The sequence below is a fragment of the Rhodobacteraceae bacterium LMO-JJ12 genome (assembly GCA_021555075.1).
In the GTDB taxonomy this organism is placed as follows: Bacteria; Pseudomonadota; Alphaproteobacteria; order Rhodobacterales; family Rhodobacteraceae; genus JAKGBX01.
Genome location: JAKGBX010000001.1, coordinates 1,472,176 through 1,498,134, shown reverse-complemented (window position 1 = coordinate 1,498,134; position 25,959 = coordinate 1,472,176). Strand labels below are relative to the sequence as shown.

General features: G+C 58.5%; 30 protein-coding genes. 10 read left to right on the top strand and 20 right to left on the bottom strand.

Features of this window, described 5'->3' with window-relative positions; all coding sequences use genetic code 11:
* Positions 1 to 73: 73 nt before the first annotated feature.
* The 4 genes from paaG to LZG00_07145 are packed head-to-tail and all read left to right on the top strand — an operon-like array spanning position 74 to position 3,214.
* Positions 74 to 859, top strand: coding sequence for a 2-(1,2-epoxy-1,2-dihydrophenyl)acetyl-CoA isomerase PaaG (gene paaG, locus LZG00_07160; protein MCF3593776.1), 786 nt, complete (start codon positions 74 to 76; stop codon positions 857 to 859).
* Positions 856 to 1,290: a hydroxyphenylacetyl-CoA thioesterase PaaI gene (gene paaI, locus LZG00_07155; GenBank protein MCF3593775.1), complete on the top strand. Its 435-nt coding sequence runs from the start codon at positions 856 to 858 to the stop codon at positions 1,288 to 1,290. Before paaG ends, paaI begins: the two co-directional genes overlap by 4 nt.
* A gap of 12 nt (positions 1,291 to 1,302) precedes the next feature.
* The gene (gene paaF, locus LZG00_07150; GenBank protein MCF3593774.1) at positions 1,303 to 2,613 is read left to right on the top strand and encodes a phenylacetate--CoA ligase; all 1,311 of its coding nucleotides are present in this window, start codon (positions 1,303 to 1,305) and stop codon (positions 2,611 to 2,613) included.
* Between the two features lie 4 nt (positions 2,614 to 2,617).
* Positions 2,618 to 3,214: a TetR/AcrR family transcriptional regulator gene (locus LZG00_07145; protein MCF3593773.1), complete on the top strand. Its 597-nt coding sequence runs from the start codon at positions 2,618 to 2,620 to the stop codon at positions 3,212 to 3,214.
* A 96-nt stretch (positions 3,215 to 3,310) separates the two neighbouring features.
* Here the strand turns inward: LZG00_07145 and LZG00_07140 are convergent, their stop codons facing one another.
* The 8 genes from LZG00_07140 to LZG00_07105 form a co-directional block, all read right to left on the bottom strand.
* Complete coding sequence (locus tag LZG00_07140) at positions 3,311 to 3,895, bottom strand: HNH endonuclease (protein MCF3593772.1); 585 nt, start codon at positions 3,893 to 3,895, stop codon at positions 3,311 to 3,313.
* A 346-nt stretch (positions 3,896 to 4,241) separates the two neighbouring features.
* Entirely contained in the window at positions 4,242 to 5,396 is a 1,155-nt protein-coding gene (mltG, locus tag LZG00_07135; GenBank protein MCF3593771.1) for an endolytic transglycosylase MltG, read from the bottom strand.
* Between the two features lie 4 nt (positions 5,397 to 5,400).
* Positions 5,401 to 6,657 (bottom strand): beta-ketoacyl-ACP synthase II, encoded by a 1,257-nt coding sequence (gene fabF, locus LZG00_07130; GenBank protein MCF3593770.1) that lies wholly within the window; start codon positions 6,655 to 6,657, stop codon positions 5,401 to 5,403.
* Between the two features lie 104 nt (positions 6,658 to 6,761).
* Positions 6,762 to 7,505, bottom strand: a complete 744-nt coding sequence (locus LZG00_07125; protein ID MCF3593769.1) for a 1-(5-phosphoribosyl)-5-[(5-phosphoribosylamino)methylideneamino] imidazole-4-carboxamide isomerase — start codon at positions 7,503 to 7,505, stop codon at positions 6,762 to 6,764.
* Between the two features lie 210 nt (positions 7,506 to 7,715).
* The gene (locus LZG00_07120; protein MCF3593768.1) at positions 7,716 to 7,949 is read right to left on the bottom strand and encodes an acyl carrier protein; all 234 of its coding nucleotides are present in this window, start codon (positions 7,947 to 7,949) and stop codon (positions 7,716 to 7,718) included.
* Between the two features lie 208 nt (positions 7,950 to 8,157).
* Positions 8,158 to 8,895: a 3-oxoacyl-[acyl-carrier-protein] reductase gene (gene fabG / locus LZG00_07115; protein ID MCF3593767.1), complete on the bottom strand. Its 738-nt coding sequence runs from the start codon at positions 8,893 to 8,895 to the stop codon at positions 8,158 to 8,160.
* A gap of 54 nt (positions 8,896 to 8,949) precedes the next feature.
* Positions 8,950 to 9,891, bottom strand: a complete 942-nt coding sequence (gene fabD / locus LZG00_07110) for an ACP S-malonyltransferase (protein ID MCF3593766.1) — start codon at positions 9,889 to 9,891, stop codon at positions 8,950 to 8,952.
* A 175-nt stretch (positions 9,892 to 10,066) separates the two neighbouring features.
* Entirely contained in the window at positions 10,067 to 10,552 is a 486-nt protein-coding gene (locus LZG00_07105; protein MCF3593765.1) for a hypothetical protein, read from the bottom strand.
* Between the two features lie 341 nt (positions 10,553 to 10,893).
* Here LZG00_07105 and rpsF point away from each other — a divergent pair, with 341 nt between their 5' ends.
* Genes rpsF through rplI form a run of 3 tightly spaced genes read left to right on the top strand, consistent with a single transcriptional unit; the run spans position 10,894 to position 12,149 of the window.
* Entirely contained in the window at positions 10,894 to 11,247 is a 354-nt protein-coding gene (rpsF, locus tag LZG00_07100; protein ID MCF3593764.1) for a 30S ribosomal protein S6, read from the top strand.
* A gap of 26 nt (positions 11,248 to 11,273) precedes the next feature.
* A complete protein-coding gene (gene rpsR / locus LZG00_07095; GenBank protein ID MCF3593763.1) occupies positions 11,274 to 11,501 on the top strand; it encodes a 30S ribosomal protein S18 in 228 nt (75 codons plus the stop codon).
* Between the two features lie 12 nt (positions 11,502 to 11,513).
* Positions 11,514 to 12,149, top strand: a complete 636-nt coding sequence (rplI, locus tag LZG00_07090; protein ID MCF3593762.1) for a 50S ribosomal protein L9 — start codon at positions 11,514 to 11,516, stop codon at positions 12,147 to 12,149.
* A gap of 62 nt (positions 12,150 to 12,211) precedes the next feature.
* On the opposite strand, the gene LZG00_07085 is transcribed toward rplI, so the two are convergent.
* On the bottom strand, positions 12,212 to 12,874 hold the full coding sequence (locus tag LZG00_07085; protein MCF3593761.1) for a class I SAM-dependent methyltransferase: 663 nt from the start codon (positions 12,872 to 12,874) through the stop codon (positions 12,212 to 12,214).
* Between the two features lie 228 nt (positions 12,875 to 13,102).
* Between LZG00_07085 and LZG00_07080 the strand changes: the two genes are divergently transcribed.
* Both LZG00_07080 and LZG00_07075 read left to right on the top strand, forming a co-directional pair.
* Positions 13,103 to 13,582 carry a lytic transglycosylase domain-containing protein gene (locus tag LZG00_07080; protein ID MCF3593760.1) on the top strand — a complete coding sequence of 160 codons (480 nt, stop codon included), beginning with the start codon at positions 13,103 to 13,105 and terminating at the stop codon, positions 13,580 to 13,582.
* Positions 13,583 to 13,649: 67 nt separating this feature from the next.
* The gene (locus LZG00_07075) at positions 13,650 to 14,861 is read left to right on the top strand and encodes a cytochrome P450 (GenBank protein ID MCF3593759.1); all 1,212 of its coding nucleotides are present in this window, start codon (positions 13,650 to 13,652) and stop codon (positions 14,859 to 14,861) included.
* A gap of 15 nt (positions 14,862 to 14,876) precedes the next feature.
* Here the strand turns inward: LZG00_07075 and LZG00_07070 are convergent, their stop codons facing one another.
* Entirely contained in the window at positions 14,877 to 15,296 is a 420-nt protein-coding gene (locus LZG00_07070) for a DUF1330 domain-containing protein (GenBank protein ID MCF3593758.1), read from the bottom strand.
* Between the two features lie 127 nt (positions 15,297 to 15,423).
* On the opposite strand from LZG00_07070, the gene LZG00_07065 reads away from it, so the two are divergent.
* Positions 15,424 to 16,503 (top strand): PLP-dependent transferase, encoded by a 1,080-nt coding sequence (locus LZG00_07065; GenBank protein ID MCF3593757.1) that lies wholly within the window; start codon positions 15,424 to 15,426, stop codon positions 16,501 to 16,503.
* A gap of 129 nt (positions 16,504 to 16,632) precedes the next feature.
* On the opposite strand, the gene LZG00_07060 is transcribed toward LZG00_07065, so the two are convergent.
* The 10 genes from LZG00_07060 to LZG00_07015 all read right to left on the bottom strand — a co-directional run bounded on the left by LZG00_07060 (position 16,633) and on the right by LZG00_07015 (position 25,928).
* Complete coding sequence (locus tag LZG00_07060; GenBank protein MCF3593756.1) at positions 16,633 to 17,598, bottom strand: hypothetical protein; 966 nt, start codon at positions 17,596 to 17,598, stop codon at positions 16,633 to 16,635.
* Between the two features lie 89 nt (positions 17,599 to 17,687).
* Positions 17,688 to 19,022, bottom strand: a complete 1,335-nt coding sequence (tig, locus tag LZG00_07055; GenBank protein MCF3593755.1) for a trigger factor — start codon at positions 19,020 to 19,022, stop codon at positions 17,688 to 17,690.
* A gap of 327 nt (positions 19,023 to 19,349) precedes the next feature.
* The gene (locus tag LZG00_07050) at positions 19,350 to 20,111 is read right to left on the bottom strand and encodes a phenylacetate-CoA oxygenase subunit PaaI (GenBank protein MCF3593754.1); all 762 of its coding nucleotides are present in this window, start codon (positions 20,109 to 20,111) and stop codon (positions 19,350 to 19,352) included.
* 4 nt (positions 20,112 to 20,115) lie between these two features.
* Positions 20,116 to 21,189, bottom strand: a complete 1,074-nt coding sequence (gene paaK, locus LZG00_07045; GenBank protein ID MCF3593753.1) for a phenylacetate-CoA oxygenase/reductase subunit PaaK — start codon at positions 21,187 to 21,189, stop codon at positions 20,116 to 20,118.
* A gap of 13 nt (positions 21,190 to 21,202) precedes the next feature.
* Complete coding sequence (gene paaJ, locus LZG00_07040) at positions 21,203 to 21,664, bottom strand: phenylacetate-CoA oxygenase subunit PaaJ (GenBank protein MCF3593752.1); 462 nt, start codon at positions 21,662 to 21,664, stop codon at positions 21,203 to 21,205.
* 6 nt (positions 21,665 to 21,670) lie between these two features.
* Entirely contained in the window at positions 21,671 to 22,426 is a 756-nt protein-coding gene (gene paaC, locus LZG00_07035) for a phenylacetate-CoA oxygenase subunit PaaC (protein MCF3593751.1), read from the bottom strand.
* On the bottom strand, positions 22,426 to 22,710 hold the full coding sequence (gene paaB, locus LZG00_07030) for a 1,2-phenylacetyl-CoA epoxidase subunit B (protein MCF3593750.1): 285 nt from the start codon (positions 22,708 to 22,710) through the stop codon (positions 22,426 to 22,428). The genes paaC and paaB overlap by 1 nt, the downstream gene beginning before the upstream one ends.
* Before the next feature lie 13 nt (positions 22,711 to 22,723).
* The gene (gene paaA / locus LZG00_07025; GenBank protein MCF3593749.1) at positions 22,724 to 23,716 is read right to left on the bottom strand and encodes a 1,2-phenylacetyl-CoA epoxidase subunit A; all 993 of its coding nucleotides are present in this window, start codon (positions 23,714 to 23,716) and stop codon (positions 22,724 to 22,726) included.
* Between the two features lie 15 nt (positions 23,717 to 23,731).
* Positions 23,732 to 24,937, bottom strand: a complete 1,206-nt coding sequence (gene pcaF, locus LZG00_07020; GenBank protein ID MCF3593748.1) for a 3-oxoadipyl-CoA thiolase — start codon at positions 24,935 to 24,937, stop codon at positions 23,732 to 23,734.
* Positions 24,938 to 25,136: 199 nt separating this feature from the next.
* Complete coding sequence (locus LZG00_07015) at positions 25,137 to 25,928, bottom strand: crotonase/enoyl-CoA hydratase family protein (GenBank protein ID MCF3593747.1); 792 nt, start codon at positions 25,926 to 25,928, stop codon at positions 25,137 to 25,139.
* Positions 25,929 to 25,959 lie beyond the last annotated feature (31 nt).

Here is a 25,959-nt window from a genome sequence, read left to right as displayed (position 1 = left end):
TCTGATCTCTTTTATTGACCAACCGTTCGGTTTATGCAAGATATTCTGACGGGACGCTTAGGGAGGAGACATAATGGGCGACACAGTTCTGGTCAAAGATCACGGGCAATGGGTGGAGATTACGCTCAACCGTGCTGACAAGCTCAACTCCTTTAACGAAGACATGCATCACGCTTTGCGCGCCGCGTTGGAATCTGCCCGCAACGACGGCAAACGCGCCGTTCTGCTTACCGGTGCGGGCCGTGGTTTCTGTGCCGGGCAGGATTTGGGCGACCGCGATCCGCGTAACTCCGATACACCCCCTGATCTCGGCGCGACCGTGCGCAATTTCTGGGCCCCACTGGTGCGGCTGATCCGGTCGCTGGACATGCCGGTGGTCTGCGCTGTGAATGGCGTCGCGGCCGGTGCGGGATCATCCGTTGCTCTGGCATGCGACATCGTTCTCGCCGCTGAAAGCGCCAAGTTCATTCAGTCGTTCTCAAAAGTCGGACTGATCCCCGATACCGGCGCTTCCTGGCACCTGCCCCACCTTCTGGGCGAAGCCCGTGCTAAGGCTCTCGCGCTCACCGCCGAGCCACTGCCCGCCGCAAAGGCTGCCGATTGGGGCCTGATCTGGAAGGCCATTCCAGACGACCAACTGATGGACGAGGCACGCGCTCTGGCCGCCCGTTTTGCCGCCGGTCCAACATTTGGCTATGCGCAAACCAAACGCGCAATCCACGCCGCCGCAACCAATGATTTTGAAAGCCACCTCGAATTGGAAGCCGACGCCATGAAAGCCTGTGGCGAAAGCGCCGATTACGCCGAAGGTGTCGGCGCATTCCTCGACAAACGCACCCCGGAGTTTACAGGTAAATGAACCTCACCCCCAAAGAACGCGCCCAAAGAACAAGTGCTGCGATGCTGGCCAATGACAATGCCAGCCGGGGCATCGGGATCGAACTGACCGAGATCGACGAAGCCTTTGCCGTCATGGAACTCACCGTCGAGAAACGCCATTGCAACGGCCATGGCATCTGCCACGGCGGTATTACCTACATGCTGGCGGATACGGCCTTTGCCTTTGCCTGCAACAGCCGCAATCAATCCACCCTGGCCCATCACAATCTGATTTCCTATCTCGCCCCCGGCAAGATCGGCGACCGGCTCCGCGCCGAGGCACGGGAGGTGTCTCTGACTGGCCGCTCAGGCATTTATGATGTCAAAGTGACAACCCAGACCGGCACCGTGATTGCCGAATTTCGCGGCATGTCGCGCGCGATCAGAGGCCAATATATCGAAGAAATTTAGGAGGAGACCGCGATGAAGGATCTAACGCCCAGGAAATCCGATCTCGATCCAATCGAAATCGCCTCAATCGACGAAATTCGTGCGCTCCAACTTGAGAGACTTAAATGGTCGCTTCGTCACGCCTATGACAACGTGGCGATGTTCAAAAGACGTTTCGACGAAAAAGGCGTGCATCCGGACGACCTGCAAAGCCTTGAAGATCTTGCGAAATTCCCCTTCACCTACAAAAATGATCTGCGCGACAACTATCCATTTGGCCTTTTTGCCGTTCCGCGTTCCGAAATCATGCGCATCCATGCGTCGTCCGGCACGACCGGCAAACCCACCGTCGTCGGCTATACCAAAGCCGATATCGACAATTGGGCCGATCTTGGCGCTCGCTCCTTGCGCGCCTCCGGTCTGCGCCGGGGCGATATGGTGCATAACGCCTATGGTTACGGTCTGTTTACCGGCGGTTTGGGCGCGCATTACGGGATTGAGCGCCTGGGCGCCACAGTAGTGCCCATGGGCGGCGGTCAGACCGAAAAACAGGTGGGACTGATCGAAGATTTTCGCCCCGATGGCATCATGGTCACACCTTCTTATATGCTCAACATTCTCGAACAGTATCACAAACAAGGGCTTGATCCGCGCAAGACCTCTCTTTCGGTCGGCGTCTTTGGTGCCGAGCCTTGGACCGATGCGATGCGTAAGGAGGTTGAGCAAGCCTTCGATATGCATGCGGTTGATATCTATGGCCTTTCTGAAATCATGGGGCCAGGCGTGGCCAATGAATGCGTCGAAACCAAAGATGGCCCGGTCATTTGGGAAGATCACTTCTACCCAGAAATCATTGACCCTGTCACCGGCGAGGTTCTCCCCGATGGCGAGATGGGCGAGTTGGTCTTCACCACGCTCACCAAACAGGGCTTGCCGATGGTCCGGTACCGCACCCGAGATCTCACGCGGCTTTTGCCTGGCACCGCGCGTTCGATGCGGCGGATGGAGAAGATCACTGGGCGCTCTGACGACATGATCATCCTGCGCGGTGTCAATGTCTTCCCCTCTCAGATCGAAGAACAGGTCATGGCCACCGGTGGCTTGGCCGCTCATTACCAGATCGAACTCTACACATCCGGCCGAATGGACAGTCTGCGCGTCTATGTCGAATCCGCGCTCGGTTCAAACGACGAGCTATCAAAGACTGCCGCCGCACGGATGCTGACCAAGCGAATCAAGGATATCGTCGGTGTTTCAACCGAAATCATCGTCGGAGATCCCGGCGAGGTCGCGCGCAGCGAGGGCAAGGCGGTGCGCGTCATCGACAATCGCAACAAGAGGTAACCCCGTGGCCCGCACGATTGCAAAAGATCATGGTGAAAAGCGCGCGCAAATACTCAAAGCGGCGGCAAAAATCTTTTCTGAACAAGGATTTGATCGCGCGTCCATGAACCAGCTTGCGGCCGAATGCGGTATCTCAAAGGCCAATATCTACCACTATTACGAAAGCAAACACGCGTTGCTATTCGACCTTCTCGATAGCTATCTAAGCACCCTCAGAGATCGAATTTGCGCGATCCCGCTCGATCATCAGCGACCGGAAGAAACTTTGCGCGAAACTGTATTGCAGACCCTTCTTTCCTACCAGGGTGCCGACGATGAACACCGGGTTCAAAGCACTGGCCTATCCGCTCTACCAGGGGATCAACAAAGCATACTGCGCGCCTATCAGCGGGACATGGTGGCACATTTATCCAACATTCTTTCGGCGTGTGCCCCATCGCAATTTGAAGGCCAACCTGCCCGCCTGCGCGCGACAACAATGTCCGTATTCGGCATGTTGAACTGGTATTTCATGTGGCATCCCGGTGCAGACGAGTCTGCGCGCCGCGACTATGCAGAGCTCGTCAGCAACCTCACCCTCAAAGGCCTTCAGGGGTTGTAAAACTCGCACGCGGCGCTTGCGAAAATCAGGCACAGGATCGCACTTTCGGTGCCGTCACATATCCAGACGGCAAGCTTTGATATTGCTACTTCAAGATCAAGCTTCCAGTTCAGCGTCCCAATAGAGGAAATCCATCCAACTGGCATGCAAATGGCCGGGCGGAAACTTCCTGCCCTTATTACGCAGAGCTTCGGCGTCAGGCATACGAGGAGGTTTTCGTAGGTTCATGCCCGCCTGGCGCAAGCTTTTCGAACCCTTCTTCAGGTTGCAAGGGCTGCACGCGGCCACGACATTTTGCCAACTGGTCACGCCACCGGCCGCACGCGGCACCACATGATCGAACGTCAGATCGCCCTTTGACCCGCAATACTGGCAGCGAAATTCATCCCTCAGAAACAGATTGAAGCGCGTGAAGGCAACGCGCTTGCCCATCTTGACATAGTCCTTCAGCACCACAACCGACGGTATCCTGATCTCGGTGCTTGGCGAACGGACCACCTGATCGTATTCAGCAACGATATCCACCCGGTCCAGCCAAGCTGCCTTGATCGCCTCCTGCCATGGCCAGAGGCTCAGCGGAAAATAAGACAGAGGCTGATAATCAGCGTTCAAAACCAGCGCCGGACAATGCCTGAGCGCGCCAGACTGCCTGACAAATTCCGACCTGAAATTAGCGTCCATACGCGATCTGCCTCTTGGGTTTTCAGGCGTTGCCATCCACCAGACGTTGGCTTCACTATATATCGTGGCAAGCATCACTCAACCCCCACGATATGCGGCTTGGGAACAACGAGTACCCTGAATCGAGCAAACGCCGCATTGCGGTTTGCAATTTCCGCTCAAACCCTTGAAAAATTAATGAAATTCCGACGATCGCCAAGGAGTTTGCAGCAACCCAAGGTGACCCGTTAAGGACGTCTGCAATTTCGCGCATATGGTTCAAGGCATAGAATCAACCCGCAAGCTGGGCGCGATTAGATACTGCCAAATACCTTTGATGCCGGATATATACCGCAGCCCGACGCCGCTATTCGCTGGCGCGCTGCTTTTCGATCTCGCGCCAGCGTCTGACGTTTTCATTGTGCTCGTCCAGCGTCGAAGCAAAGGCGTGGCCACCACTGCCATCGGCGACAAAGAACACATATTCGGTCTCTTCCGGGTTCACCGCAGCCTGCAGGCTTGCACGGCCCGGATTGGCGATCGGCGTCGGCGGCAAACCCTCGATGACATAGGTGTTATATGGTGTCGCCTTGCGCAACTCGCTCTGGCGCAACCCGCGACCCAATACGCCTTGCCCATTGGTGACGCCATAAATCACCGTCGGGTCGGTCTGAAGCCGCATGCCGCTCCGTAGCCGGTTGACGAACACACTGGCAACCTTGCCGCGCTCTTCGGCCACGCCGGTTTCCTTCTCGATGATCGACGCCAGAATAAGAGCCTCTTCAGGGCTGGCCAATGGCACAGAGCGATCACGGCCTTCCCAAGCCGCCGCCAGAAGTATCTCTTGCGCTTCGCTCATCTTCTTGAGCAGGCTGGCGCGGTCATCCCCCTTGCGCACCTCATAACTGTCTGGCGCCAATGACCCTTCAGGCGGCACCTCGCTCACCTTGCCATCCAGCACATCGACCCGGCTCAACGCATCCACGATCTGCCAGCTGGTTACACCCTCGGCGATGGCAACGCGATAGCGTGTGTCATTCTGCGCGCGCACCTTGGTAAATTCGTCTGGTACCGGGTCTGCTATCGGGTCAAACTTCGCCACGTCGACAAACCGGCTGGTGACCGGATCAAGCGTGCGCACCTGCACGTCCTGTGCCGTTACACCGATACGATAGACCACTTCCGTGCCACAAGTACTGGCCCCGCCGCGGGTGACAATCTCGGCGATTTCCGACATCGACGAATGCTCTGGCACCAGAAATGAACCAGCTTTCAACTGTCCTGTCTTGTCGCCATAATCCATTCCAAGCCGGAAAATCGTGCCGGATGTGATCGCGCCTTCCTGTTCCAAGGTTTCAGAAACACGGGTGACGTTGCTGCCGCGATCGACGCGCAAGCATATCTGCTGCTCCAGCGGCCCCTCGGCGACATATTGCGATTGCCCCCACAGGATCATCCCGCCCAGCAGGAAAACGATCACGATCAGCAGCGTGATCGCGTTGGAAGCAAAATGGCGCCACATCAGGTCAGACCTTCTTGAAAATCACGCTGGCATTGGTGCCGCCAAAGCCGAAGCTGTTGGAAAGCGCCACATTCACCTCGCGTTCGCTTTTGACATTCGCCGCTAGGTCGAGAGGTGTCTCCACGACAGGCGTATCGAGGTTGATCGTCGGCGGAACCACCTGATCGCGAATGGCCAGGATCGAGAAAATAGCCTCGATCGCCCCCGCCGCCCCCAAGAGGTGCCCGGTCATCGACTTGGTCGAACTCATCGTTGCCTTGCTTGCCGCATCACCCAACAACCGTTCCACCGCTGCCAATTCGATCACATCCGCCATGGTCGAGGTACCATGCGCATTGATGTAATCAACCGCATCGGGTTCTAGTCCGGCATCCTTAAGCGCGGCTTGCATCGAGCGAAAACCGCCATCGCCATCTTCGCTGGGTGCGGTGATATGATAGGCATCGCCGGACAGGCCATAGCCCGCCACTTCGGCATATATCTTCGCGCCGCGCGCCTTGGCGTGTTCATATTCTTCCAACACGACAACACCGGCACCCTCCCCCATCACAAAACCATCACGGTCAGCGTCATAGGGGCGGCTCGCCGCCTTTGGATCGTCCTCACGCTTGGTCGAGAGCGCCTTGCAAGCATTGAACCCGGCCATGCCGATTTCACAGATCGCCGCCTCGGCGCCCCCCGCGACCATCACGTCGGCATCACCATATTTGATCAGCCGCGTTGCATCACCAATGGCATGCGCCCCGGTGGAACAGGCGGTCACCACCGCATGGTTTGGCCCCTTGAAGCCAAAGCGAATACCGACTTGCCCGGAAATCAGATTGATCAGAGCGCCGGGAATAAAAAATGGCGACACCCGGCGCGGGCCTTTTTCGGCCATCAACAAAGTGGTCGCTTCGATGGATTTCAGCCCGCCAATGCCCGACCCTATCATCACGCCAGTGCGCAGACGGCTTTCCTCGTCCTCCGGCATCCAACCGGCATCTTTCACCGCCTGATCGGCTGCGGCGATACCATAGAGGATGAAATCGTCGATCTTGCGGCGTTCCTTCGGCTCGACATAGGCGTCGCCGTTGAATGTGCCGTCACTGCCATCGCCATGTTTGACTTCGCAAGCGTATTTCGTGATCAGTCGCTCAGGATTGAACTGGGTTATCGGCCCTGCACCGGATTGCCCGGCCAACAGCCGCTTCCAGCTTTCTTCGACCCCATCGGCCAAAGGTGTAACCATTCCAAGCCCTGTGACAACCACTCGACGCATATGAGAATGCCCCTTTACCTACGACAATGTTTCAGCGCTGTTTACGCGCCTTGGATCACTGGGGCAAGAGAAAGGGGCTTCACAGGGCGGTGTCAAACCAGCTGTCAGAGAAAGTCTGCCACCCGGTCTGGCGTCGGTTGAGCGATTTTTAGCGCCTCAGCCAAATCAACCGATTTGGCAAATAGCGCGCGCCCCACCAACGCGCCCGCAATGTTGGGCACATATTTCAGCCGCGCAATGTCGTCTGGCCCTCGCACGGTGCCACTGGCAATCACCGGATGACGGGTCTGCGCGGCCAAACCGGTGATCACGCTCAGGTGGGCATCGACCTCGTCAATGTCACTGTCGATATCGGTAATCAGAACCGCCGCCAGCGGATCATCGCCATAGCTTTCCAGAAACGCTTGCGGCGATATCGCCGCCGGCGTCTTCCAGCCATCGGTCATCAGTTGCCCCTGCCAGATATCCAGCGCCAGAACGATCTGATCGGGATAGTCGCGCGCAAGCAACTTGAATGTGTCCGGATCACGCGCAGGCAAGGTTCCCAGCACGATGCGCCCCGCACCCCGGTCAATCCACTGCTGCACGGCCTCATGCGATCCAAAGCCGCCCGCCAGTTGAACGGAGGCCGGAACCACGCGGATGATCTCTTCGATCAGTGCCGCGTTGTCTCCGGTACCCGCCACGGCGTCAAAATCGGTGACGTGAATCCATTCGGCCCCGGCCGCAGCCCAGCTCTGCACCGTCTCTATCGGATCGACGTGATAGATCGCAGGCTCCTCCATACGCCCCCGATGAAGGGTGACACATTTCCCATTCTGCAATTCCATTGTCGGATAGATAATCATGACAGCGCTCCCTTGGCTGCGATGGGCGGCACGTCCGCCCACACACCGAAACCCTAATACTACACCAAAGGCGGGCAATTCTCGAATCGACATCACGGATGCCATTTGCGCCTTGCGCACGAATCAGCCCGCCATCCGACCTTCGGGCAAAAGAAAACGGCCCCGCCCAATGGGCAGAGGCCGTTTCAAATCTGGATCACTGTGTCGCGATCAGGTCGCTTCGGAGATGAACTTCACAGCATCGCCAAAGGTCTGAATGGTCTCGGCCGCATCATCGGGAATCTCGATGCCGAACTCTTCTTCGAAAGCCATAACCAATTCAACAGTATCCAGGCTGTCTGCGCCAAGATCATCAATGAACGAAGCGTTCTCGACAACCTTGCCTTCATCCACACCCAGGTGCTCCACAACGATTTTCTTCACGCGGTCTGAGACGTCGCTCATGATACAATCCTCATGTCTTCGGACCATTCGGCCCAGTTCCTGCCCTCGCCCCTCGGGGTCTGAGGTCTTGCCTCTTACGAGGCGCTCTCCCCCCGCGTCATTGCGGGACATCACGGCCCATTTGATACAGGCAATTAGTGAATCTTTGCCGCCTATAGCATATGGCGCGACCGAGGCAAACGCTTTCGCGCGCCACTGCGACAATTGCTCAGATCATTGCCATGCCACCATTCACATGCAACGTCGCCCCGGTGACATAACCTGCCTCAGGGCTGGCCAAATAGAGCACGGCAGCCGCAATCTCTTCGGCGGTGCCCATACGGGCAGCCGGAATCTGCGCGTTGATCTTGGTTTTCTGATCATCCGTCAACTTGTCGGTCATGGCCGTGGCAATAAAACCCGGCGCCACGGCATTGGCGGTGATCCCTCGGCTGGCGACCTCATAGGCGATGGATTTCGTAAGCCCCACCATCCCGGCCTTGGAGGCCGCGTAATTGGCCTGTCCCGGATTGCCCGTGGTTCCCACGATTGACGAAATATTCACGATCCGCCCCCAACGCGCCTTCATCATCGGGCGCATCACGCCCCGACAAAGCCGCATGGTCGATGTCAAATTCACATCCAGAACGCTTTGCCATTCGTCATCCGACATGCGCATGAAAATCTGGTCGCGGGTGATTCCCGCATTGTTGACCAGAATATCAACCGACCCCATCGCCGCGATCGCCTGTTTGGGCAACGCGTCGACCGCTTCGGCATCCGACAAATTGCACGCCAACACATGCGCGCGCGCGCCCAACTCGGCCGCCAGTGCCTCCAGAGGCTCCACCCGGGTGCCCGACAACCCCACTGTTGCCCCGGCACCATGCAACACTCGCGCAATCGCGCCACCAATGCCGCCCGATGCCCCTGTCACCAATGCGCATTTACCCGTCAGATCAAACATACTTTCCATCCCTTCGTTCGAGAGCCGAATTTTCGTGAAAATTCATTCCCGAGATTACCCGTTCAACGCATCAATCGCCGCTTTTACATCGTCGGGGCCACCAATCGCGCGACAGGTGATCGCGCGATCAATCCGCCGCACCATACCGGACAACGCCTTGCCTGCGCCAATTTCCCAGATCTCGTTCACTCCGGCTGCGGCCATTGCCATCACGCTCTCACGCCACCGCACCGATCCCGTGACCTGCGCGACCAGAAGCGCGCGAATCTCGTCTGGGTCGCTGACCGGCGCCGCACTCACGTTGGCAATCAACGGCACAGCGGGTGCCTTGATCTCCACCGCCGCCAGCGCCTCTTGCATGACATCCGCCGCAGGCTGCATCAGCGCACAGTGAAAAGGCGCTGACACAGGCAAAAGAACGGCCCGTTTGGCGCCCCTCTCCTTGGCCAGATCCACGGCGCGCTCAACCGCCGCCTTGTGGCCCGAGACCACGACCTGCCCCGGATCGTTATCATTCGCCGCTTGGCAGACCTCACCCTGTGCCGCTTCTTCAGCCACCGCACGGACTGCTTCGAAATCAAGCCCCAAAAGTGCGGCCATCGCGCCCACGCCAACGGGCACGGCCTTTTGCATCGCCTCGCCACGCGTGCGCAACAAGCGCGCGGTATCGCTGATCGACAATGCACCAGCCGCCGCCAGCGCGGAGTATTCGCCCAGTGAATGCCCGGCGACAAAACTCGCCTGTTCCATGGTTACGCCTTCGGCCTCAAGTGCGCGCATCGCCGCCAGCGATGCGGCCATCAACGCCGGTTGTGCATTCTGCGTCAGGGTCAGCGTGTCCTGCTCTCCCTCCCAGATCAGGGTCGAGAGCTTTTCGCCCAACGCTTCGTCAACCTCGTCAAACACCGCTTTGGCTGCGGGATACGCCTGTGCCAAAGCCTGTCCCATCCCGATGGTTTGTGCCCCCTGCCCCGGAAATACGAATGCACGGCTCATCTGGCTCTCCCGTTTATTGTCCCTGCGCCGGGATAGCGCGCCACGCGCGCCAGTGCAACGCCAAGCCAGAGCTTGCCCGCCCGCCGCCTCTGTCCGTAAATGACAAAACGCCGACCTTCAAAAAAAGGTCGGCGTTTTGGCCTTGGAAATGGGTGCCCTTTGCAGGGCAGTAAAATCAGGCGGCGCGGCTAAACGCCGGACCAAGTGCGGCGCGGATCTCATCAAGATCGCCTGCGTTTTCTACCGGCATCTCGACAACCGTGCGCCCGTGATGGTCGCGGGCAATCAGCATGCCATCGCGAAAATCCACTTCGCTCAGATCGTCATAAGACACTTCCATAGCACTTTCGACGCGGCCACGGGCATTTCTCTCCAGGATACGCAGGATGCTGCGGCGGGCATCAAGCTCGACCTCTGGGTGTGTATCGCGGCGCGCCGCTACCAGACACATGGAACCGCCAATCATGCAGAAAATCGAAAGACCCAGCTTGATCAGCATCAGCGCCGGATCGAAATTCGCTCCTGGCACCAGCCACAAGCCAAGGGCCACCACGCAAAGAACCGCACCCAGAAAACCAGACAGAGCGCCGCTGGTGGCATGACCTTCGATGGCATGGCTATTACCGTCGGAAACTTCCATGAAATCAGGTATGGCAACCATTGTCCTAGTCCTTCCTATTCTCGCAACCGGATCAATTGAAGTGACCCCTTGATTACATTGACCCTCCGATTACAAAGCGTCGGCAATTGGGTGCAATTTTGATTAAATTCCGACAAATTGCGGCAGCAACGTGGCACACGGCTTGCCACGTATCGCTGCACTCGCACCGCACAACGCGGCCTTTTCGCCCAAATTCGTCACGGTGCTTGCGCCCCGGGCCAAAGCATCGTATTGCCCCGCAATCTTTCGCAACTATGCAAACCGCGCAGTCTCTCGTGGAGGAGCCGCGAAAGATCTCAGGGCCCCTCCTATGAAATGCGCCTTAAATGAAGGGAATGCACATGCCGCTTTATGAGCATGTATTCATCTCGCGCCAGGATCTTTCCAACACCCAGGCCGAGGGATTGATCGAACATTTTGGCACCGTCCTCGCGGACAACGGCGGCAAGCTGGTTGACCATGAGTATTGGGGCGTCAAAACGATGGCCTACAAGATCAACAAGAACCGCAAGGGCCACTATGCCTTCCTGCGCTCCGACGCACCGGCGGCGGCTGTACAGGAAATGGAACGCCTGATGCGTCTGCATGATGATGTGATGCGCGTCTTGACCATCAAGGTCGACGAGCACGTCGAAGGCCCCTCGGTTCAGATGCAGAAACGTGACGAACGCGACACCCGTCGCGAACGCCGCTGATCCCCTCGAAGAAAGGACAATAAACCATGGCTGCAAAACCGTTTTTCCGCCGCCGCAAGGTCTGCCCGTTCTCGGGTGATAATGCGCCGAAGATCGACTATAAGGACACGAAACTGCTGCAACGCTACATTTCCGAGCGTGGCAAGATCGTGCCGTCCCGTATCACCGCCGTATCGGCCAAGAAGCAACGGGAACTTGCCCGCGCCATCAAACGCGCCCGCTTCCTCGCCCTTCTGCCCTACGCCGTGAAGTAAGGAGCACAGAACATGCAAGTTATCCTACTTGAACGCGTGGCCAAGCTTGGCCAGATGGGCGACGTCGTCGATGTCAAAGCCGGATACGCCCGCAACTTCCTCCTGCCCCAAGGCAAGGCGCTGACCGCCTCCGAGGCCAATGTAGCAAGCTTTGAAGGCCAGAAGGCCCAACTTGAAGCGCGCAACCTCGAAACCAAGGCAGAAGCCGAATCCCTGGCTGCCAAACTTGATGGCCAGCAGTTCGTCGTGATTCGGTCGGCCTCCGATGCCGGCGCGCTTTACGGTTCAGTCACCACCCGTGACGCCGCCGATGCCGCCTCGGAAGAGGGCTTCTCGGTCGACCGCAAACAGGTGGTTCTCGCCCGTCCGATCAAGGATCTCGGCCTGCACGACGTTCATGTGCTGTTGCACCCGGAAGTCGATGTGACCATCATACTGAACGTCGCGCGCTCGGTTGAAGAAGCCGAACTGCAAGCGTCGGGCAAATCGATCCAGGAATTGGCTGCGGAAGAAGAAGCCGCCGCCGATTTCGAGATTGCCGAGCTGTTTGACGATCTCGGCGCTGCCGCGTCGGATGATGATGATCTGGCCGAAGCCGCCGGTGTCGAAATCGAAGACGAGGCACCCGCCGAAGACGACGAAGCCTGAGCTTCAACGCTTTCGTGACAAATTGAAAGGTCGCACCTTAGGGTGCGGCCTTTCTTGCATGGTCACTTCGGCTTTCTCAGCATCTCGATCGCAACGCTTTCAAACGAAAATGAAATGAACTGATAGCTTTCAGGATCAAGTGTTTCGCTCAGCGCCTTGTATTCATGATGCCGCCAGCCCGGATAACCGTAAAGCTCATCAAACAGGATGATGCTGCCCTTGGTCAGCCGGGGCCGAATAGCGTCCAGCGCGAAACGGGTCGGCGTATAGGTGTCCATGTCCATATGAACAAAGGAAAACGGCGCCTTCCCCGTTTCCTTGAGATAGGCCGGCAGCGTGTCCTGCACCATTCCCTTGATCAAGGTTACGTTGTCCGGAACCCCCGGTAATTCGCCCCCTTGAGTGAAGGCCCCGGCGGCACGTCCGGTTTCCTTGCCTGTCCAGTCCTCCTCGAGCCCTTCGAAACTGTCAAAGCCTGAAACTGTCTTTCCAACATGTGACAACGCATTTCCAAACAGGCGGCACCCGGCCCCGCCAGCCACGCCCAATTCGATGAAAAGCCCGTCGGACAGATCATTGCGGATTGCCCGGCGAATGCAGTATCTCCTGTTCTGGACTTGTTTGGGAAACAGCATGGATTGCTCCATCTGCTCCTTGAATGCCTCACAACTCTCCTGTTTGGCCAAAGAAACCAGATGCGAAATCGGACTCTCAGGTAATGCCATTTCAAGCCTCATGTTATTGTTTTCTAAAACGCTAGCAGAGAAGCCTTCTTCGGTCTACGAAACAGAAACAATCGCATGCGCACGCCTGCAAACGCTTTTCGTGAGATTTCGGCGTCCTGCTCAGATCATTTGCGGATGCGCAACTTCCCGCGCGCGCCTCGTCACCCCCCTTTACCCGAGGCGACAACCTGGGGCACATCAGTGGCAGAAACCATCAGGGACGGCCCCATGTGCATCACGACCAGAAGAAACTTCTTTCTCACGCTCTGTGTCCTGCCCTTGGCAAGCTGCGGCTCCACCCGCGCCACCGCTCCTGCGCCCAACCGCTTCAATCCGCCGCTCTATCCCAATGAAACACCCGAATTGCGCGCCCTGATCAACAAATGGGCCGATCACTACGAAATCCCGCGCAAGCTGGTGCATCGCCAAGCCGTGCGCGAAAGCACCCACCGTCCCTGGGCGCGTAACGGTCCCTACTATGGCCTCCTGCAAATCCTGCCACAAACCGCACGTTCCATGGGCTTTCGCGGCAAACCCTCCGATCTTCTCGATCCCAACGTGAACCTGCAATTTGCCGGCAAATACCTGCGCGGCGCTTGGCTGGTCTCGGGAGGCAATATCGACGAGGCGGTGATGTGGTATGCGCGCGGATATTACTACGAAGCCAAACGGCTCGGGCTTCTGAAGGAAACCGGCTTGCGAAGCTGACACGTCACTTGCGCTTAATCGTAAGTCTTCTTACTATATTTTGGAGCTATGGTTCCGGGAGGCGCAAATGGACGGCAATATCCTTGATTTCGATTTGATGGGCATCGGCCCCGAATTTATCGCCGATCCCTATCCCACATTACACCGCCTACGCGCCGAAGACCCGGTGCACCGCAATCCCGACGGCTCGGTCTTCCTGACCCGCCATGCCGACTGCCTCAAGGTCTACCAGTCGCGCGACATGCTCTCTGACAAGACCGAGGAATTCAGCCGCAAATTCGGCAAATGCCCGCTCCACACCCATCACACAACCTCTCTAATCTTCAACGACCCGCCCTATCATAGCGTGGTGCGCAAGCTGATTTCCGGCGCCTTTACCCCGCGCAAGCTGGCCGAGTTCGAGCCACTGATCGACACGATCGTCGACAGGCTGCTCGACCGGGTCGAGGATATGGGTGAGCTTGATCTGATCGAACACTTCGCCAAAGTACTCCCGACCGAGATCATCTCCTTCATGCTGGGCATCCCGGAAAGCCTGCGCCCCAAGCTACGCGATTTCTCGCTCGCCATTCTCGGCGCGCTTGATCCGGTTGTGCCACAGGATCGGATGGACGCGGGCAACGCGGCCGTTACCGAATTCTCCGCGATCCTCAACGATCTGATCGACCATCGCCGCGCCAACCCCGAAGGCGCACATCAGGGCGAAGTGCTCGAGGCACTGATCTTTGGCGAATATGATGGCCGTCGGCTGACTCAGGAAGAGCTGATCCAGAATTGCATTTTCCTGCTCAACGCCGGACATGAAACCACCACAAGCCTGGTCGGCAATTCCCTCGGCACGCTTCTGGACGCGCCGGATCAGCACCGCCTGCTGCGCGATGAGCCCACACTGATCGACACAGCGGTGGAAGAGTTCCTGCGTGTCCAATCCCCGCTTCAGATCGGCAATCGCACCGCCGCCAAAGAGATCGAACTCGCCGGAGGTGAACGCCTGCCCGCCGGCACCTATATCCACACTTCGATTGCGGGCGCCAATCGCGATCCGGCGGTGTTTCCCGATCCCGACCAGGTCGACATCACACGCAAACCCAACCGTCACATCGCTTTCATTACCGGCATCCATGTCTGTCTCGGCGCCACGCTGGCGCGGATCGAAGGCCGCATCGCAATTGGCAAGTTCGTACAGCGCTTTCCTCGGCTTGCAGCCAATGGCCCAAGCTCAATGGTGCCGTTGGCCCGCTTTCGCGGCTATGCGTCTCTGCCGGTGCGCGTGCGCTAAGGGCGCACACGCTGGTCAGCCGCCAAAATTCTCGCCCCCACCCTTCGGTTCCATCCGGATGAGACGGGAATCCTTCACCGCCGCCTGGCGGTGCACCATCGCCTCACGATATTCGGCGTCCTTGATCATGCTCACAAATGCCTCGACAGATGGGTATTCTGCAATAAAGCAAACATCCCAATTCTCGCCGTCCTGAGGCCCGATCAACATCGCTTCCATCTTGCCGCGCCAGACGATCCTCCCGCCCAACCGCTCCAGGATATGCGCCGTCTCGCGCCCATAAGCGGCATAGGCCTCTGCCCCCGTCGCCTCGCGTCCGTCGGGATATTCCGCTTTCTCATGCAACGCCACAAGGTTCAGCATATGTATCGGCCCCTCTCGTGGGACATTGCGAAATGCGTTGAACTCTTCGCCCGTAAAACCGATATGCGCCATGTCGTGCTCCCTGGATTTGCTTACGCCGTCAACCTGCCCCGCGCCCCTGCCGCCGGTCAACGCGCCAAGACTTGTGACGCTGCGCCATTTTGCTCATAGTCAGATCTGGCAACCACAAGGTCACGAGATGACAACAGATCCCATCGCCCGTTTCTATGACATGTTGCACACCCGCTCCGCGGCACTCGCACCCGGCGATCCCGTGCCCGATCCGCTGGTGATGAGTTCGGTCTTCTCCCTGCCCGATCAGCCCGACCCCGCGCGCATCTACGGCCGCAGCAACTCGCCCACTCTCGAAGCTCTGGAAACCCGCCTCGCCGCGCTCGAAGGCGCGCCCTGCCTCAGCTTCCCCTCCGGCATGGGGGCCTATGCCGGGCTTCTCATGGCGGCGCTGAAACAGGGCGACCGCGTGCTCGCCCTATCCGATGGATATTATGCCGCGCGCAACCTGCTGAGCGACATTCTGGAACCCTTCGGCGTGTCCTGCGACACCTGCCCGGCGGCCCAGATTGAACACGCCCTGCTTGATGCCTTCGACATGGTGATCATCGAAACCCCCTCCAACCCCGGCCTCACGGTGATCGACATCGCGGTTCTGGCCGAGTCCTGCCGCGACGCGGGCGCCAGACTGGTGGTCGACAACACGGTCTGCACTCCGCTTTTGCAAAACCCTCTCGAACTCGGCGCTGATGCGGTGATCGTGTCCGATACCAAGGCGATGGGTGGCCATTCTGACCTGCTGATGGGGCATGTCGCCTCTCGCGATGCGCGCCTGATGGAACGCGTGCTGTCGGTACGCACCCTGATGGGCCTCAACCCCGGCCCGCAAGAAGCCTGGCTGCTGATCCGCGGACTGGAAACCCTCGAAGTGCGCCTCGCCCGCATGTGCGCCAACGCCCGGGCCATTCTTCCCTTGCTGCAAGCCTCCCCCGCCACGCGCGACATCCTCTATCCCGCGCCTCACGCCCAAGCCACCGATCAGGGGTTCCTCATCGGCGTCACCTTTGCCGATGCCCAAACCGCCGACCGCTTTCTCCTCCACGCCGGTTTCGCCGCCACCACCAGCTTCGGCGGCCTGCATTCCTCGGGTGATCGGCGCGCCCGATGGGGGGATCAGGTCACCCCCGGTTTTCTGCGCCTGTCATTCGGCGTCGAGCCGACAGAGCACCTCACCGCCGCCGTCACAAACGCCCTCAAGAGCCTCTAAAGTCTTCCTCTGACCTATAATACCTCGGGGGAAAGACCAAAAGCCTTGGGGAAAGCGCCCCTCAAATCCGGCCTGTTTGTGTAGCACCCATAGCATTCAAATCACGCCTGAAACCGACTGCAAAATGCTCTATTCAAACCGCGCCAAAAGCGGTTTCAGCTCAGACCTTGCCCTGCCATAGCTCACAATCCGCACATCAAGATCATACGCGCCAAACATCTCCAACGCCCGCTCCAACGCCTCCAGAATCCATTCGCTCCGGTTGCCAAATGCCCCACCGCCCAGCAATGTCAGGTAAACCGGCCCCTCAGCGCCCAGCGCCGCCAGCATCGTCGCCTCATACCCCGCCTCCAGCGCCAGCCGCGCAAACGGCTCCCACGCCTCGACACTCTGCGCGCTATAGGCGACCGGCATCGCAGAGCAATAGACCTGCGTCACCCGATGGTGCGCCCCACGCAGCGTCACCTCGGTCTCTTCCTGCACCCCGACCCGGATCAGATCACGCAGCATCGCCCCCTTGCCCGCATCAATCCACTGTGCCACCTTGGCCAGCCCCTCCGAAGTGGCCAGTGCATAGCCATTGCGCATCTCCCAAAGCCGCCCATCTTCGTTGCCAAGCGCCTCCCCCAGCGCGTCAAGCCCATCTAATTGCCGCGTCGCACTCTGGCCTTGTGCGCCCCCCAACTCCAGAAGGTGATTGCGATACACCGTCCCCGCCGCACAGGCCATGGCACAGGCCGGGCCCTGCGTCCGGTCGCTCTTATAGCGGGTGACGCCCTGTTCCGGCGTCACGTCGGGAGAAATCATTTCCAGCAGGTTGAATTGCGACGCCACCTGAAAAACCGCCCCCGCATTGGCCGGATCACCATGCAGGGCACGCACATCGCCCACCACTTCGCTCAACCGCAGCCGCCCTTTGCGACCGCTCACCCTTCTTCGTCGCATCTCGCCCAATGTATCATGTCTGAGCCGCCCGGAATGAAACCACCGCCCGTTGGCGCAACTTTCAATCCATGCGCCGTCAACACGCATTGTTTCGCGCACCACCTCGGCACTCACTTCGGCAAAGCCAAACAATTCTTCAAACCAATCCATAAGACCACCTTGCGTCAAACCTCTGCACCCGCCAACGAAAAAGACCGCCCCAAAGGGCGGCCTTTCAAATCTTCGCGACCGAAGGAGACTTATTCGTCGTCCAGCGCCTCAACGGCTTTTTGCAGGTCGTCCTTGGAGACTTCCTTGTCTTTCACCGTCGCCAACTCGAACGCATAATCGACAACCTTGTCCTCGAAGATCGGGGCGCGCAATTGCTGCTGCATCTGCTGGTTCTGCTGCACGAATTCAAAGAACTGACGTTCCTGGCCCGGATACTGGCGTGCCTGGTTCATGATCGCTTGGGTCATTTCGGCATCGGTCACCTCGACCTCGGCCTTCTGGCCCATCTCGGCCAGCAACAGTCCCAGCTTCACGCGGCGCTCGGCCAGCTCTTTGTGCTCGTCTGTCGTCTCGATCGCATCATGGTTGTGGTCCTGCACCTCCGGGTGCTCCTCGTGCCACAGCTGATGTGCGATCTGCTGGGCCTCGGCCTCAACCAGGCTTGGCGGCAGCTCAAAGCTGACAACCTTGTCCAACGCGTCGAGCAATGCGCGTTTCATAACTGCGCGCGCAGCCCCCGCATATTCCGCTTCAAGCCGCTCAGAGACCTGCTCTTTCAATGCCTTCAGATCTTCGGCACCGAATTTCTTGGCCATCTCGTCGTTGATTTCGGCGGCCTTGGGCTCTTTCACGTCTTTAATCGTGCAAGAGAAAACAGCCTCTTTCCCGGCCAGCGCCTCGGCCTGATATTCCTCGGGGAAGGTCACGGTTACGTCTTTTTCTTCACCCGCTTTGGAGCCAACCAGCTGCTCTTCAAAGCCCGGAATGAACGAACCCGAACCCAGCACCAACGGATAGTCTTCCGCCGCACCACCTTCAAATGCTTCGCCATCAACCCGGCCGACAAAATCAAACACCACCTGGTCGCCATCCTTGGCTTTTGAGCCTTTCTTGCGCGACTCGAAATCCTGTGCCGACTCGGCCAGGCTTTCCAGAGCTTCCTTGATCTCGTCTTCGCCCGCCTTAACCACCAACTTCTCAAGCTTTACGCTCTTGAGGTCCATGTCAGGGATCTCGGGCAGCGCCTCATACGACATCTCGACAGTGACATCGTCACCCTCTTTCCAGTTTTCGCCATCAACCATTTCGATCTTGGGCTGAACTGCGGGCCGGTCGCCCGAATCTTCAAAATGCTTACCCATGGCCGCATCGATGCTTTCCTGCATCGCTTCGCCAAGAATACGCTCGCCAAACTGCTTTTTCAGGATCGGCATAGGCACCTTGCCCTTGCGGAAGCCCTTCATTTCGACTTCAGGCTGCGCCTCGGCCAGCTTGGAGTTGACCTTGTCGTCCAGTTCCTGCGCCGTCAGCATCAGTTTGTAAGCGCGCTTGAGGCCTTCGTTCAGGGTCTCGGTGACCTGCATGTTTTCGTCCTTTGCAATCGGAAATGGGGCGCAGCAAGGCACCCATAGAAATTAGTCGCCCTTCTAGGGTTGCTCGGCCAGTGATGCAAGGGGGAATGGGGCCGCTTTCGCGCGGCGATAGGCCCCAAAGCGGTCTGCTTAGAAAGCATCTCCCCGCCTCATGGCAAATTCCACCGCCACCCCGGCAATTGTTTGCGCGGTGATTTGCCGTCATGTCTCCCTCCCTCCGATCACTTCCGATCAAAGAGCCGCAGACAACAAACCTCCGCCTACATCATTATTCTTGCTTCAGAGACAGTTAAGCCTCTGCGAAAACCCATGCCCGGTTCACCCGGCTTTCAGCCCATGGCGCTCAAGCGTCGCTGCCGTTTCGTTCTCCCATTCAGCATTCATCTCGCCATTGGGCGTGCGACGCAATCCCATCGCCTGCAACGCCTCAAACCGGTCGCTCTGACCTGCACCAAAACTTGCCGAGACACGCGGCCACCAATAGCTCACGCTTTGTTGCAGCGCATCGCCCTGCCCCTCGTCAATCAATCGGTTCAGCCCTTCTTCGGCAAGCTCGGCGTGGCGCGCCTCAACCGGGGCAATCTTGCGAAACGCCTCAGCCAGCGGCTGATAGCTGACTTTGCTGAACTCCGTCATTTGCACGCCAACGGCCTTGCCCATCAAAAGGTTCATCACAACCGCATCGCCCCACCCCTCCAGAGGATAGTTGAACACGGCAAGCCGCATATCGCCTTCGCTCCGGGTGGTCCCGATATCGGCCTCACGCGACAGGCGCGCAGCCCAGGGGTGGTGATTGGCATATCTGCGCTCATCGACGCCAAATTCACCCATGACATGCAACACCTTGTCGGCATTATCGGTCTTTTCAAGAACGATCTTCGCCGCGGCAATCCGTTCCTTGATGCCCGGACCGGTATTGATCACATCGGCAAACCCGGCCGCACCGGCCAACTCGCTGTCCACAAATGTCGCCATCAGCTTCAACAGCTCAGCGCGATAACGCGGCGGCACGTTTGTTGGGTTGGTCAGAACGCCGCCTTCGGCCAGATAGCTCGTAATGCTCATATCGTCCATGTCCATTCCCTCACTGATCGTAATCAACGACAACGCGGTCGGTCACCGGGAAGGACTGGCAGGAAAGCACATAGCCCTTCTCGACCTCGTAATCCTCAAGCGCATGGTTCGCGACCATCTCGACCTCACCCTCAATCACCCGGCAACGACAGGTCGAACACACACCCGCCTTGCAGGCATAGGGCGCATCCATCGAATTTTCACGTGCAGCGTCCAGAATGGTGACATCTTTTGAGACCGAAATCGTCTGGGTCGAGCCATCAAGCGTAACAGCAATCTCGGCCTGATTCGCCGCCTTGCCCGCCTGTTTCGATTGCACCGGCTTTTTCAAACGCCCTGGCTGCCCGCTGGCAAAAAGCTCGAACTTGATCTGGCTGTCATCAAGCCCATGTTCGCGCAGTGCCTTGGCAATGCCCAGCATCATCGGCTCCGGTCCGCAGATAAAGGCTGTGTCCACGCTCTTGATGTCAATCCAGGTGCGGAAAAGTTGGCCACATTTCTCCTCGGTAACCCGACCTGTGAACAGGTCGATCTCCTGTGCATCCTGTTCAAGCACATGGATCACGCTCAACCGTCCGAGATATTCGTTCTTCAGGTCTTCCAGTTCCTCGCGGAACATAATCGAAGACACACCCTTGTTGGCATAAACCAGCGTAAAGGTTGATTTCGGCTCAGCTTGCAGCGTCGTCTTGATGATCGACAACACCGGCGTGATCCCCGACCCTCCGGCAAAGCCGAGATACTGGTTTTCATTGGCCGCATCGAGAGGCGAAAAGAACCCACCCATCGGCGCCATCGCTTCCAGCGTATCACCCACCTTCAGGTCTTCATTGGCAAAGGTCGAAAACGCCCCGCCATCGACCCGCTTGATACCCACCTGCAACTTACCCTCGTGCTTGCCTGCGCAGATCGAATAGCTGCGCCGCAATTCTTCGCCGTCAAAACCGTGGCGAAACGTCAGGTATTGCCCTTGGGTGAAATCAAACGCCTCTGCCGCACCGTTTCCAGGCTCCAGCGTCAGCACCACCGCATCGCGGATCGTGCGGTGAATATCTGTGACTTTCAGTTCGTGAAAGCGCGCCATTTCGGTTCCTCCCTCAGATGCACTTGAAATATTCAAACGGTTCAAGACAATCCTGGCAGCGCCATTGTGCCTTGCACGGGGTTGAGCCAAACTGGCTCAGCTTCTCAACATTTTCGCCGCCGCAATGCGGGCAACGTTTAGGGCCAGCCGCCGGTTGTGGCGGCGCAATCCCGTATTCTTCCAGCGCCTTTGCGCCCTTTTCAGAGAGCCAATCGGTCGTCCAAGGCGGTGAAAGCTGGCGGCGCAGCTCGATGCTCTCGACACCCTCGTCGCGCAACCTGGTCTCGATATCCAGGTTGATCATCGACGTCGCAGGGCACCCCGAATAGGTCGGCGTAACCGATACGACAAGCGTATCATCCTCCCACGCAACATCGCGAATGATGCCCAGATCCACCAGCGTAATCACAGGGATCTCGGGGTCAGGGATGGTCTCCAACCAATCCCAGACCTGCTCGACCGACGGGTTGGCCATGGCGTGTTACCACTCACTTCCCGGATAGGCGCGCTGCAACCATTGCATGCTGGTCAGCAGATGGCCGAGGTTTTCGCTATGCATCCGCCCGTCGCGCCCGCCCTTGTGAACAAAGCTGCTCTCGGGGATCGTGAGCGTCGCTTCGGACAGAACACGACCCACCAGCGCATCATATTCCTCGCGCAGGCTGGCCGGGTCCGGCGCAACGCCCGCCGCAACCATGGCCTGATCGACACCGTCGCTTTCAAACAACTCACCGGCATAGGACCACAGAGAGTCCAGCGCATCCTGCATCCGCGCATGGCTTTCGTCGGTGCCATCGCCCAGACCCACGACCGTGTCACCCGAACGTTCGACATGATAGGTCGCCTCTTTGCTGGCTTTCGCAGCAATCTCGGCCACCCGCGGATCGCTTGACTGCATCAGACGGCCCAGCATCACCACATGCCAGGCATCAAACAAAAACTGTCGCATCAATGTCCGACCAAAATCGCCATTGGGCAACTCGCACAGCAGAACATTGCGAAAATCCCAGGCGTCGCGCAGGAAGGCCAGATCATCGGCGCTGCGCCCCTTGCCTTCCACTTCACCCGCCAGACCCAGCCACATTTGCGTCTGCCCGATCAAATCAAGCGCGGTATTGGCCAGCGCAATGTCTTCTTCCAACACCGGCGCATGACCGCACCATTCGCTCACCCGATGACCAAGGATCAGGGTGTTGTCCCCCATCCTGAGCAGGAATTCGAACAAATCGGTGCTCATCACATCGCCCCCACATCGTCGGGAATGTCAAAGAAGGTCGGGTGCCGATAAACCTTGCTCTCGGATGGTTCAAACAGCGGGCCTTTCTCGCCCGGCGCCGTGGCCGCGATATGCCTGGCTTCAACAACCCAGATGCTCACGCCTTCATTGCGCCGTGTATAGACGTCACGCGCGTTCTTGACGGCCATTTCCGCATCCGGCGCATGCAGCGATCCCACATGCCGGTGGCTTAGCCCGTGCTGACCGCGAATGAAGACTTCCCACAGGGGCCATTCGTTTTTCATCTCTCTCTCCCGATTATTCTGCTGCAACCCGGCGCGCCGCGCGTTTGGCCGCATGGGCCATCAACCCGTCACGCACCCAGGCGCCATCGTCCCATGCCTTCACCCGCGCATTCATCCGCTCGGTGTTGCAGGGGCCATTGCCCTTCAGCACGTTGAAAAATTCACTCCAGTCCGGGTCGGTATAGTCATAGCCGCCCTTCTCTTCGTTCCATTTCAGATTTTCATCAGGAACGGTGAGGCCCAGATATTCGGCCTGCGGCACCGTCTGATCGACAAACCGCTGGCGCAATTCATCATTGCCGTCGATCTTGATCTTCCATGCCATCGACTGCGCCGAATGCACCGATTCCTTGTCACTCGGCCCGAACATCATCAACGATGGATACCAAAGCCGGTTCAGCGCATCCTGCGCCATTTTCTTTTGCGCTTCAGAGCCTTTCGCCATCTTCATCATGATGTCGTAGCCCTGACGCTGATGAAAACTCTCTTCCTTGCAAATCCGCACCATGGCGCGAGCATAAGGACCGTATGACGTGCGCTGCAGCGGCACCTGGTTCATGATCGCCGCACCATCAACCAGCCAACCAACCGCGCCAATATCGGCCCAGTTCAGCGTCGGGTAATTGAAGATCGACGAATATTTCATCCGCCCTTCCAACAGGTCCATGGTCAACTCATCGCGCGACACGCCCAGTGTTTCGGCAGCGCAGTAAAGATAGAGCCCATGCCCCGCCTCATCCTGCACCTTGGCCAAGAGGATCGCCTTGCGCTCCAGCGTCGGCGCGCGGGTGATCCAGTTGCCCTCGGGCAATTGCCCGACGATCTCGGAATGCGCATGCTGACCGATCTGACGGATCAGGGTGGCGCGATAATCATCGGGCATCCAATCCTTCGGCTCGATCTTGATATCAGCGTCAATCTTGTCCTGAAACGCCGCTTCCTCGGGGGTCATCTCTTCCCGGGTTTTCACGCCGGTTCCGGCGGTCTTGATCATTTGCGCATACATGGTGCGTAATCCTCCTCAGACACGTTCCAAAATCAGGGCCGCGCCCTGACCGACGCCCACACACATGGTGCAAAGCGCGTATTTCCCGCCGGTGCGTTGCAGCTGATACGCCGCCGTCAACACCAGCCTTGCTCCCGACATCCCCAAAGGATGCCCCATCGCAATCGCCCCGCCATTGGGGTTCACATGCGGCGCATCATCCGCCACACCCAACGCCCGCAAGGTCGCCAGACCCTGACTGGCAAATGCCTCGTTCAATTCTATCACATCCATCTGCTCAATGCTTAAACCCGCACGCGCAAGAACCTTTTGACAGGCCGGCACCGGCCCGACGCCCATCACCCGCGGTTCAACCCCGGCAGCAACCATCGCCACAACCCGCGCCATCGGTTTCAGTCCGTTCTTCGCCGCTGAAACCTCATTGGCCAGCAGGATCGCCGCCGCGCCATCGTTCACACCGCTGGCATTGCCCGCCGTCACACTCAAGTCAGGGCCGTTTACCCCTTTGAGTTTGCTCAGTTTATCAACACCCGTGCCGGGACGCGGATGCTCATCGGTATCAAAAACAATCGGATCGCCCTTGCGCTGGGGTATAGAGACTGGCGTGATCTCATCCTGGAACACGCCCGCTTCATGGGCTGCACCCCAGCGCGCCTGACTGCGCGCAGCAAATGCATCCTGATCTTCGCGTCCGACATTGTAGTCAGCGGCCACGTTGTCAGCCGTCTCGGGCATCGAATCAATGCCGTACATCGCCTTCATCTTCGGGTTCACGAACCGCCAGCCGATGGTGGTGTCATAAACCGCATTGGCGCGGGAAAACGCGCTGGTCGCCTTGGGCATCACGAAAGGCGCACGGCTCATGCTTTCCACACCACCTGCAATCGCCATGTCATAATCGCCCGCCCGAATGGCGCGCGCCGCCATTCCGACCGCGTCCATGCCGCTGGCACAAAGCCGGTTGATCGTCGTGCCCGGCACCTCCACCGGCAAACCCGCCAAAAGGGCCGCCATGCGTGCGACGTTACGGTTGTCTTCGCCCGCCTGATTGGCGCTGCCGTAAAACACGTCGTCGATGCTGGCCCAGTCGACATTCGGATTGCGATCCTTGAGCGCGGCAATCGGCAAAGCAGCCAGATCATCCGTCCGAATCTGGCTCAATGCTCCGCCATAACGTCCGATTGGTGTGCGCGTCGCGTCGCAGATAAAGGCGTCAGTCAATTTAAGTCTCCTGGTTCATCGAGTTCAAAGATAAAACCCGACCGCATGGTCGGTATAAGTTGGATTGCCGATTCGCGGCAAGCATTTTGTTACTATGTGAAGATATTTTCCTTACTTTGTGTAACACATCCTATTTTGATCGAATACCGCTGGGCTTGGTAAAACGACAGAATCTCACTATGGGCTTTCGGTAACCCGTTCAAATTTCGTCAAAATTCCCGTGCCGTCCCTTGCCAGATGCAAACCGCGCGCCCCCCCTGGCTCCTTCTTCAGCCACCATATCCTTGCTTATCTCCCACTCCTGACGCAACGCGGCGCGCGCGCTCAAACCTGCCTGTGCACGCGCCGACGCGCGATCCGCGCGCATGCACCCTTGCGGAAATCTTGCAATCTCCGCCGCCAGCGCCTCGGCTCTTGCGCGCGCCTGCCCCTCCGGCACGACATATTCGCACAGCCCGATGCGCAACGCCTCTTCGGCCTCCACCCGCCGCCCGGTCAGGATCAAATCCATCGCTCGCCCTTCTCCCACAAGCCGTGGCAAACGCACTGTGCCGCCATCAATCAATGGCACGCCCCAGCGGCGACAAAATACCCCCATGAACGCCGTCTCGGCCATAACCCGCATATCAGCCCAGATCGCCAACTCCATGCCCCCGGCCACCGCCGGCCCTTCAATTGCCGCAATCACCGGCTTGGACAGATCCAGCCGTGAAGGCCCCATTGGCCCTTGCACGTGTCCGTCTTCGGGATAGGCTAGGCTCTCGATCGCCCCCGGTTCCTGAAACCGTGAAACCTGTTTCAGATCCCACCCGGCACAAAACGCCCCGCCTTCGCCCCAAAACACCGCGACCCGCGCGGTTGCATCCGCCTCAAATGCAAGAAACGCCTCATAAAGCGCCGACGCGCTGGTCGCATCCATCGCATTGCGCGCTTCAGGTCGCGCATGAATCACCGTCCATACCGGCCCCGCTTTTTCCACTCTGACAGCCATACTGCCCCCCTTATATGCCAACAGCCTGAAA

What these genes read in the sequence shown, in the direction of transcription:
- LZG00_07050 (MCF3593754.1), bottom strand. Translation starts at nt 20,111, where the DNA reads ATGGACATGGACGATATGAGCATTACGAGCTATCTGGCCGAAGGCGGC.
- paaK (MCF3593753.1), bottom strand. Translation starts at nt 21,189, where the DNA reads ATGGCGCGCTTTCACGAACTGAAAGTCACAGATATTCACCGCACGATC.
- LZG00_07080 (MCF3593760.1), top strand. Translation starts at nt 13,103, where the DNA reads ATGTGCATCACGACCAGAAGAAACTTCTTTCTCACGCTCTGTGTCCTG.
- paaB (MCF3593750.1), bottom strand. Translation starts at nt 22,710, where the DNA reads ATGAAAAACGAATGGCCCCTGTGGGAAGTCTTCATTCGCGGTCAGCAC.
- LZG00_07060 (MCF3593756.1), bottom strand. Translation starts at nt 17,598, where the DNA reads ATGGATTGGTTTGAAGAATTGTTTGGCTTTGCCGAAGTGAGTGCCGAG.
- fabF (MCF3593770.1), bottom strand. Translation starts at nt 6,657, where the DNA reads ATGCGTCGAGTGGTTGTCACAGGGCTTGGAATGGTTACACCTTTGGCC.
- LZG00_07125 (MCF3593769.1), bottom strand. Translation starts at nt 7,505, where the DNA reads ATGATTATCTATCCGACAATGGAATTGCAGAATGGGAAATGTGTCACC.
- rplI (MCF3593762.1), top strand. Translation starts at nt 11,514, where the DNA reads ATGCAAGTTATCCTACTTGAACGCGTGGCCAAGCTTGGCCAGATGGGC.
- mltG (MCF3593771.1), bottom strand. Translation starts at nt 5,396, where the DNA reads ATGTGGCGCCATTTTGCTTCCAACGCGATCACGCTGCTGATCGTGATC.
- paaG (MCF3593776.1), top strand. Translation starts at nt 74, where the DNA reads ATGGGCGACACAGTTCTGGTCAAAGATCACGGGCAATGGGTGGAGATT.
- paaC (MCF3593751.1), bottom strand. Translation starts at nt 22,426, where the DNA reads ATGAGCACCGATTTGTTCGAATTCCTGCTCAGGATGGGGGACAACACC.
- fabD (MCF3593766.1), bottom strand. Translation starts at nt 9,891, where the DNA reads ATGAGCCGTGCATTCGTATTTCCGGGGCAGGGGGCACAAACCATCGGG.
- paaJ (MCF3593752.1), bottom strand. Translation starts at nt 21,664, where the DNA reads ATGGCCAACCCGTCGGTCGAGCAGGTCTGGGATTGGTTGGAGACCATC.
- LZG00_07075 (MCF3593759.1), top strand. Translation starts at nt 13,650, where the DNA reads ATGGACGGCAATATCCTTGATTTCGATTTGATGGGCATCGGCCCCGAA.
- rpsF (MCF3593764.1), top strand. Translation starts at nt 10,894, where the DNA reads ATGCCGCTTTATGAGCATGTATTCATCTCGCGCCAGGATCTTTCCAAC.
- rpsR (MCF3593763.1), top strand. Translation starts at nt 11,274, where the DNA reads ATGGCTGCAAAACCGTTTTTCCGCCGCCGCAAGGTCTGCCCGTTCTCG.
- LZG00_07070 (MCF3593758.1), bottom strand. Translation starts at nt 15,296, where the DNA reads ATGGCGCATATCGGTTTTACGGGCGAAGAGTTCAACGCATTTCGCAAT.
- fabG (MCF3593767.1), bottom strand. Translation starts at nt 8,895, where the DNA reads ATGTTTGATCTGACGGGTAAATGCGCATTGGTGACAGGGGCATCGGGC.
- LZG00_07065 (MCF3593757.1), top strand. Translation starts at nt 15,424, where the DNA reads ATGACAACAGATCCCATCGCCCGTTTCTATGACATGTTGCACACCCGC.
- LZG00_07015 (MCF3593747.1), bottom strand. Translation starts at nt 25,928, where the DNA reads ATGGCTGTCAGAGTGGAAAAAGCGGGGCCGGTATGGACGGTGATTCAT.
- paaA (MCF3593749.1), bottom strand. Translation starts at nt 23,716, where the DNA reads ATGTATGCGCAAATGATCAAGACCGCCGGAACCGGCGTGAAAACCCGG.
- LZG00_07120 (MCF3593768.1), bottom strand. Translation starts at nt 7,949, where the DNA reads ATGAGCGACGTCTCAGACCGCGTGAAGAAAATCGTTGTGGAGCACCTG.
- LZG00_07105 (MCF3593765.1), bottom strand. Translation starts at nt 10,552, where the DNA reads ATGGTTGCCATACCTGATTTCATGGAAGTTTCCGACGGTAATAGCCAT.
- tig (MCF3593755.1), bottom strand. Translation starts at nt 19,022, where the DNA reads ATGCAGGTCACCGAGACCCTGAACGAAGGCCTCAAGCGCGCTTACAAA.
- paaI (MCF3593775.1), top strand. Translation starts at nt 856, where the DNA reads ATGAACCTCACCCCCAAAGAACGCGCCCAAAGAACAAGTGCTGCGATG.
- paaF (MCF3593774.1), top strand. Translation starts at nt 1,303, where the DNA reads ATGAAGGATCTAACGCCCAGGAAATCCGATCTCGATCCAATCGAAATC.
- LZG00_07140 (MCF3593772.1), bottom strand. Translation starts at nt 3,895, where the DNA reads ATGGACGCTAATTTCAGGTCGGAATTTGTCAGGCAGTCTGGCGCGCTC.
- LZG00_07085 (MCF3593761.1), bottom strand. Translation starts at nt 12,874, where the DNA reads ATGGCATTACCTGAGAGTCCGATTTCGCATCTGGTTTCTTTGGCCAAA.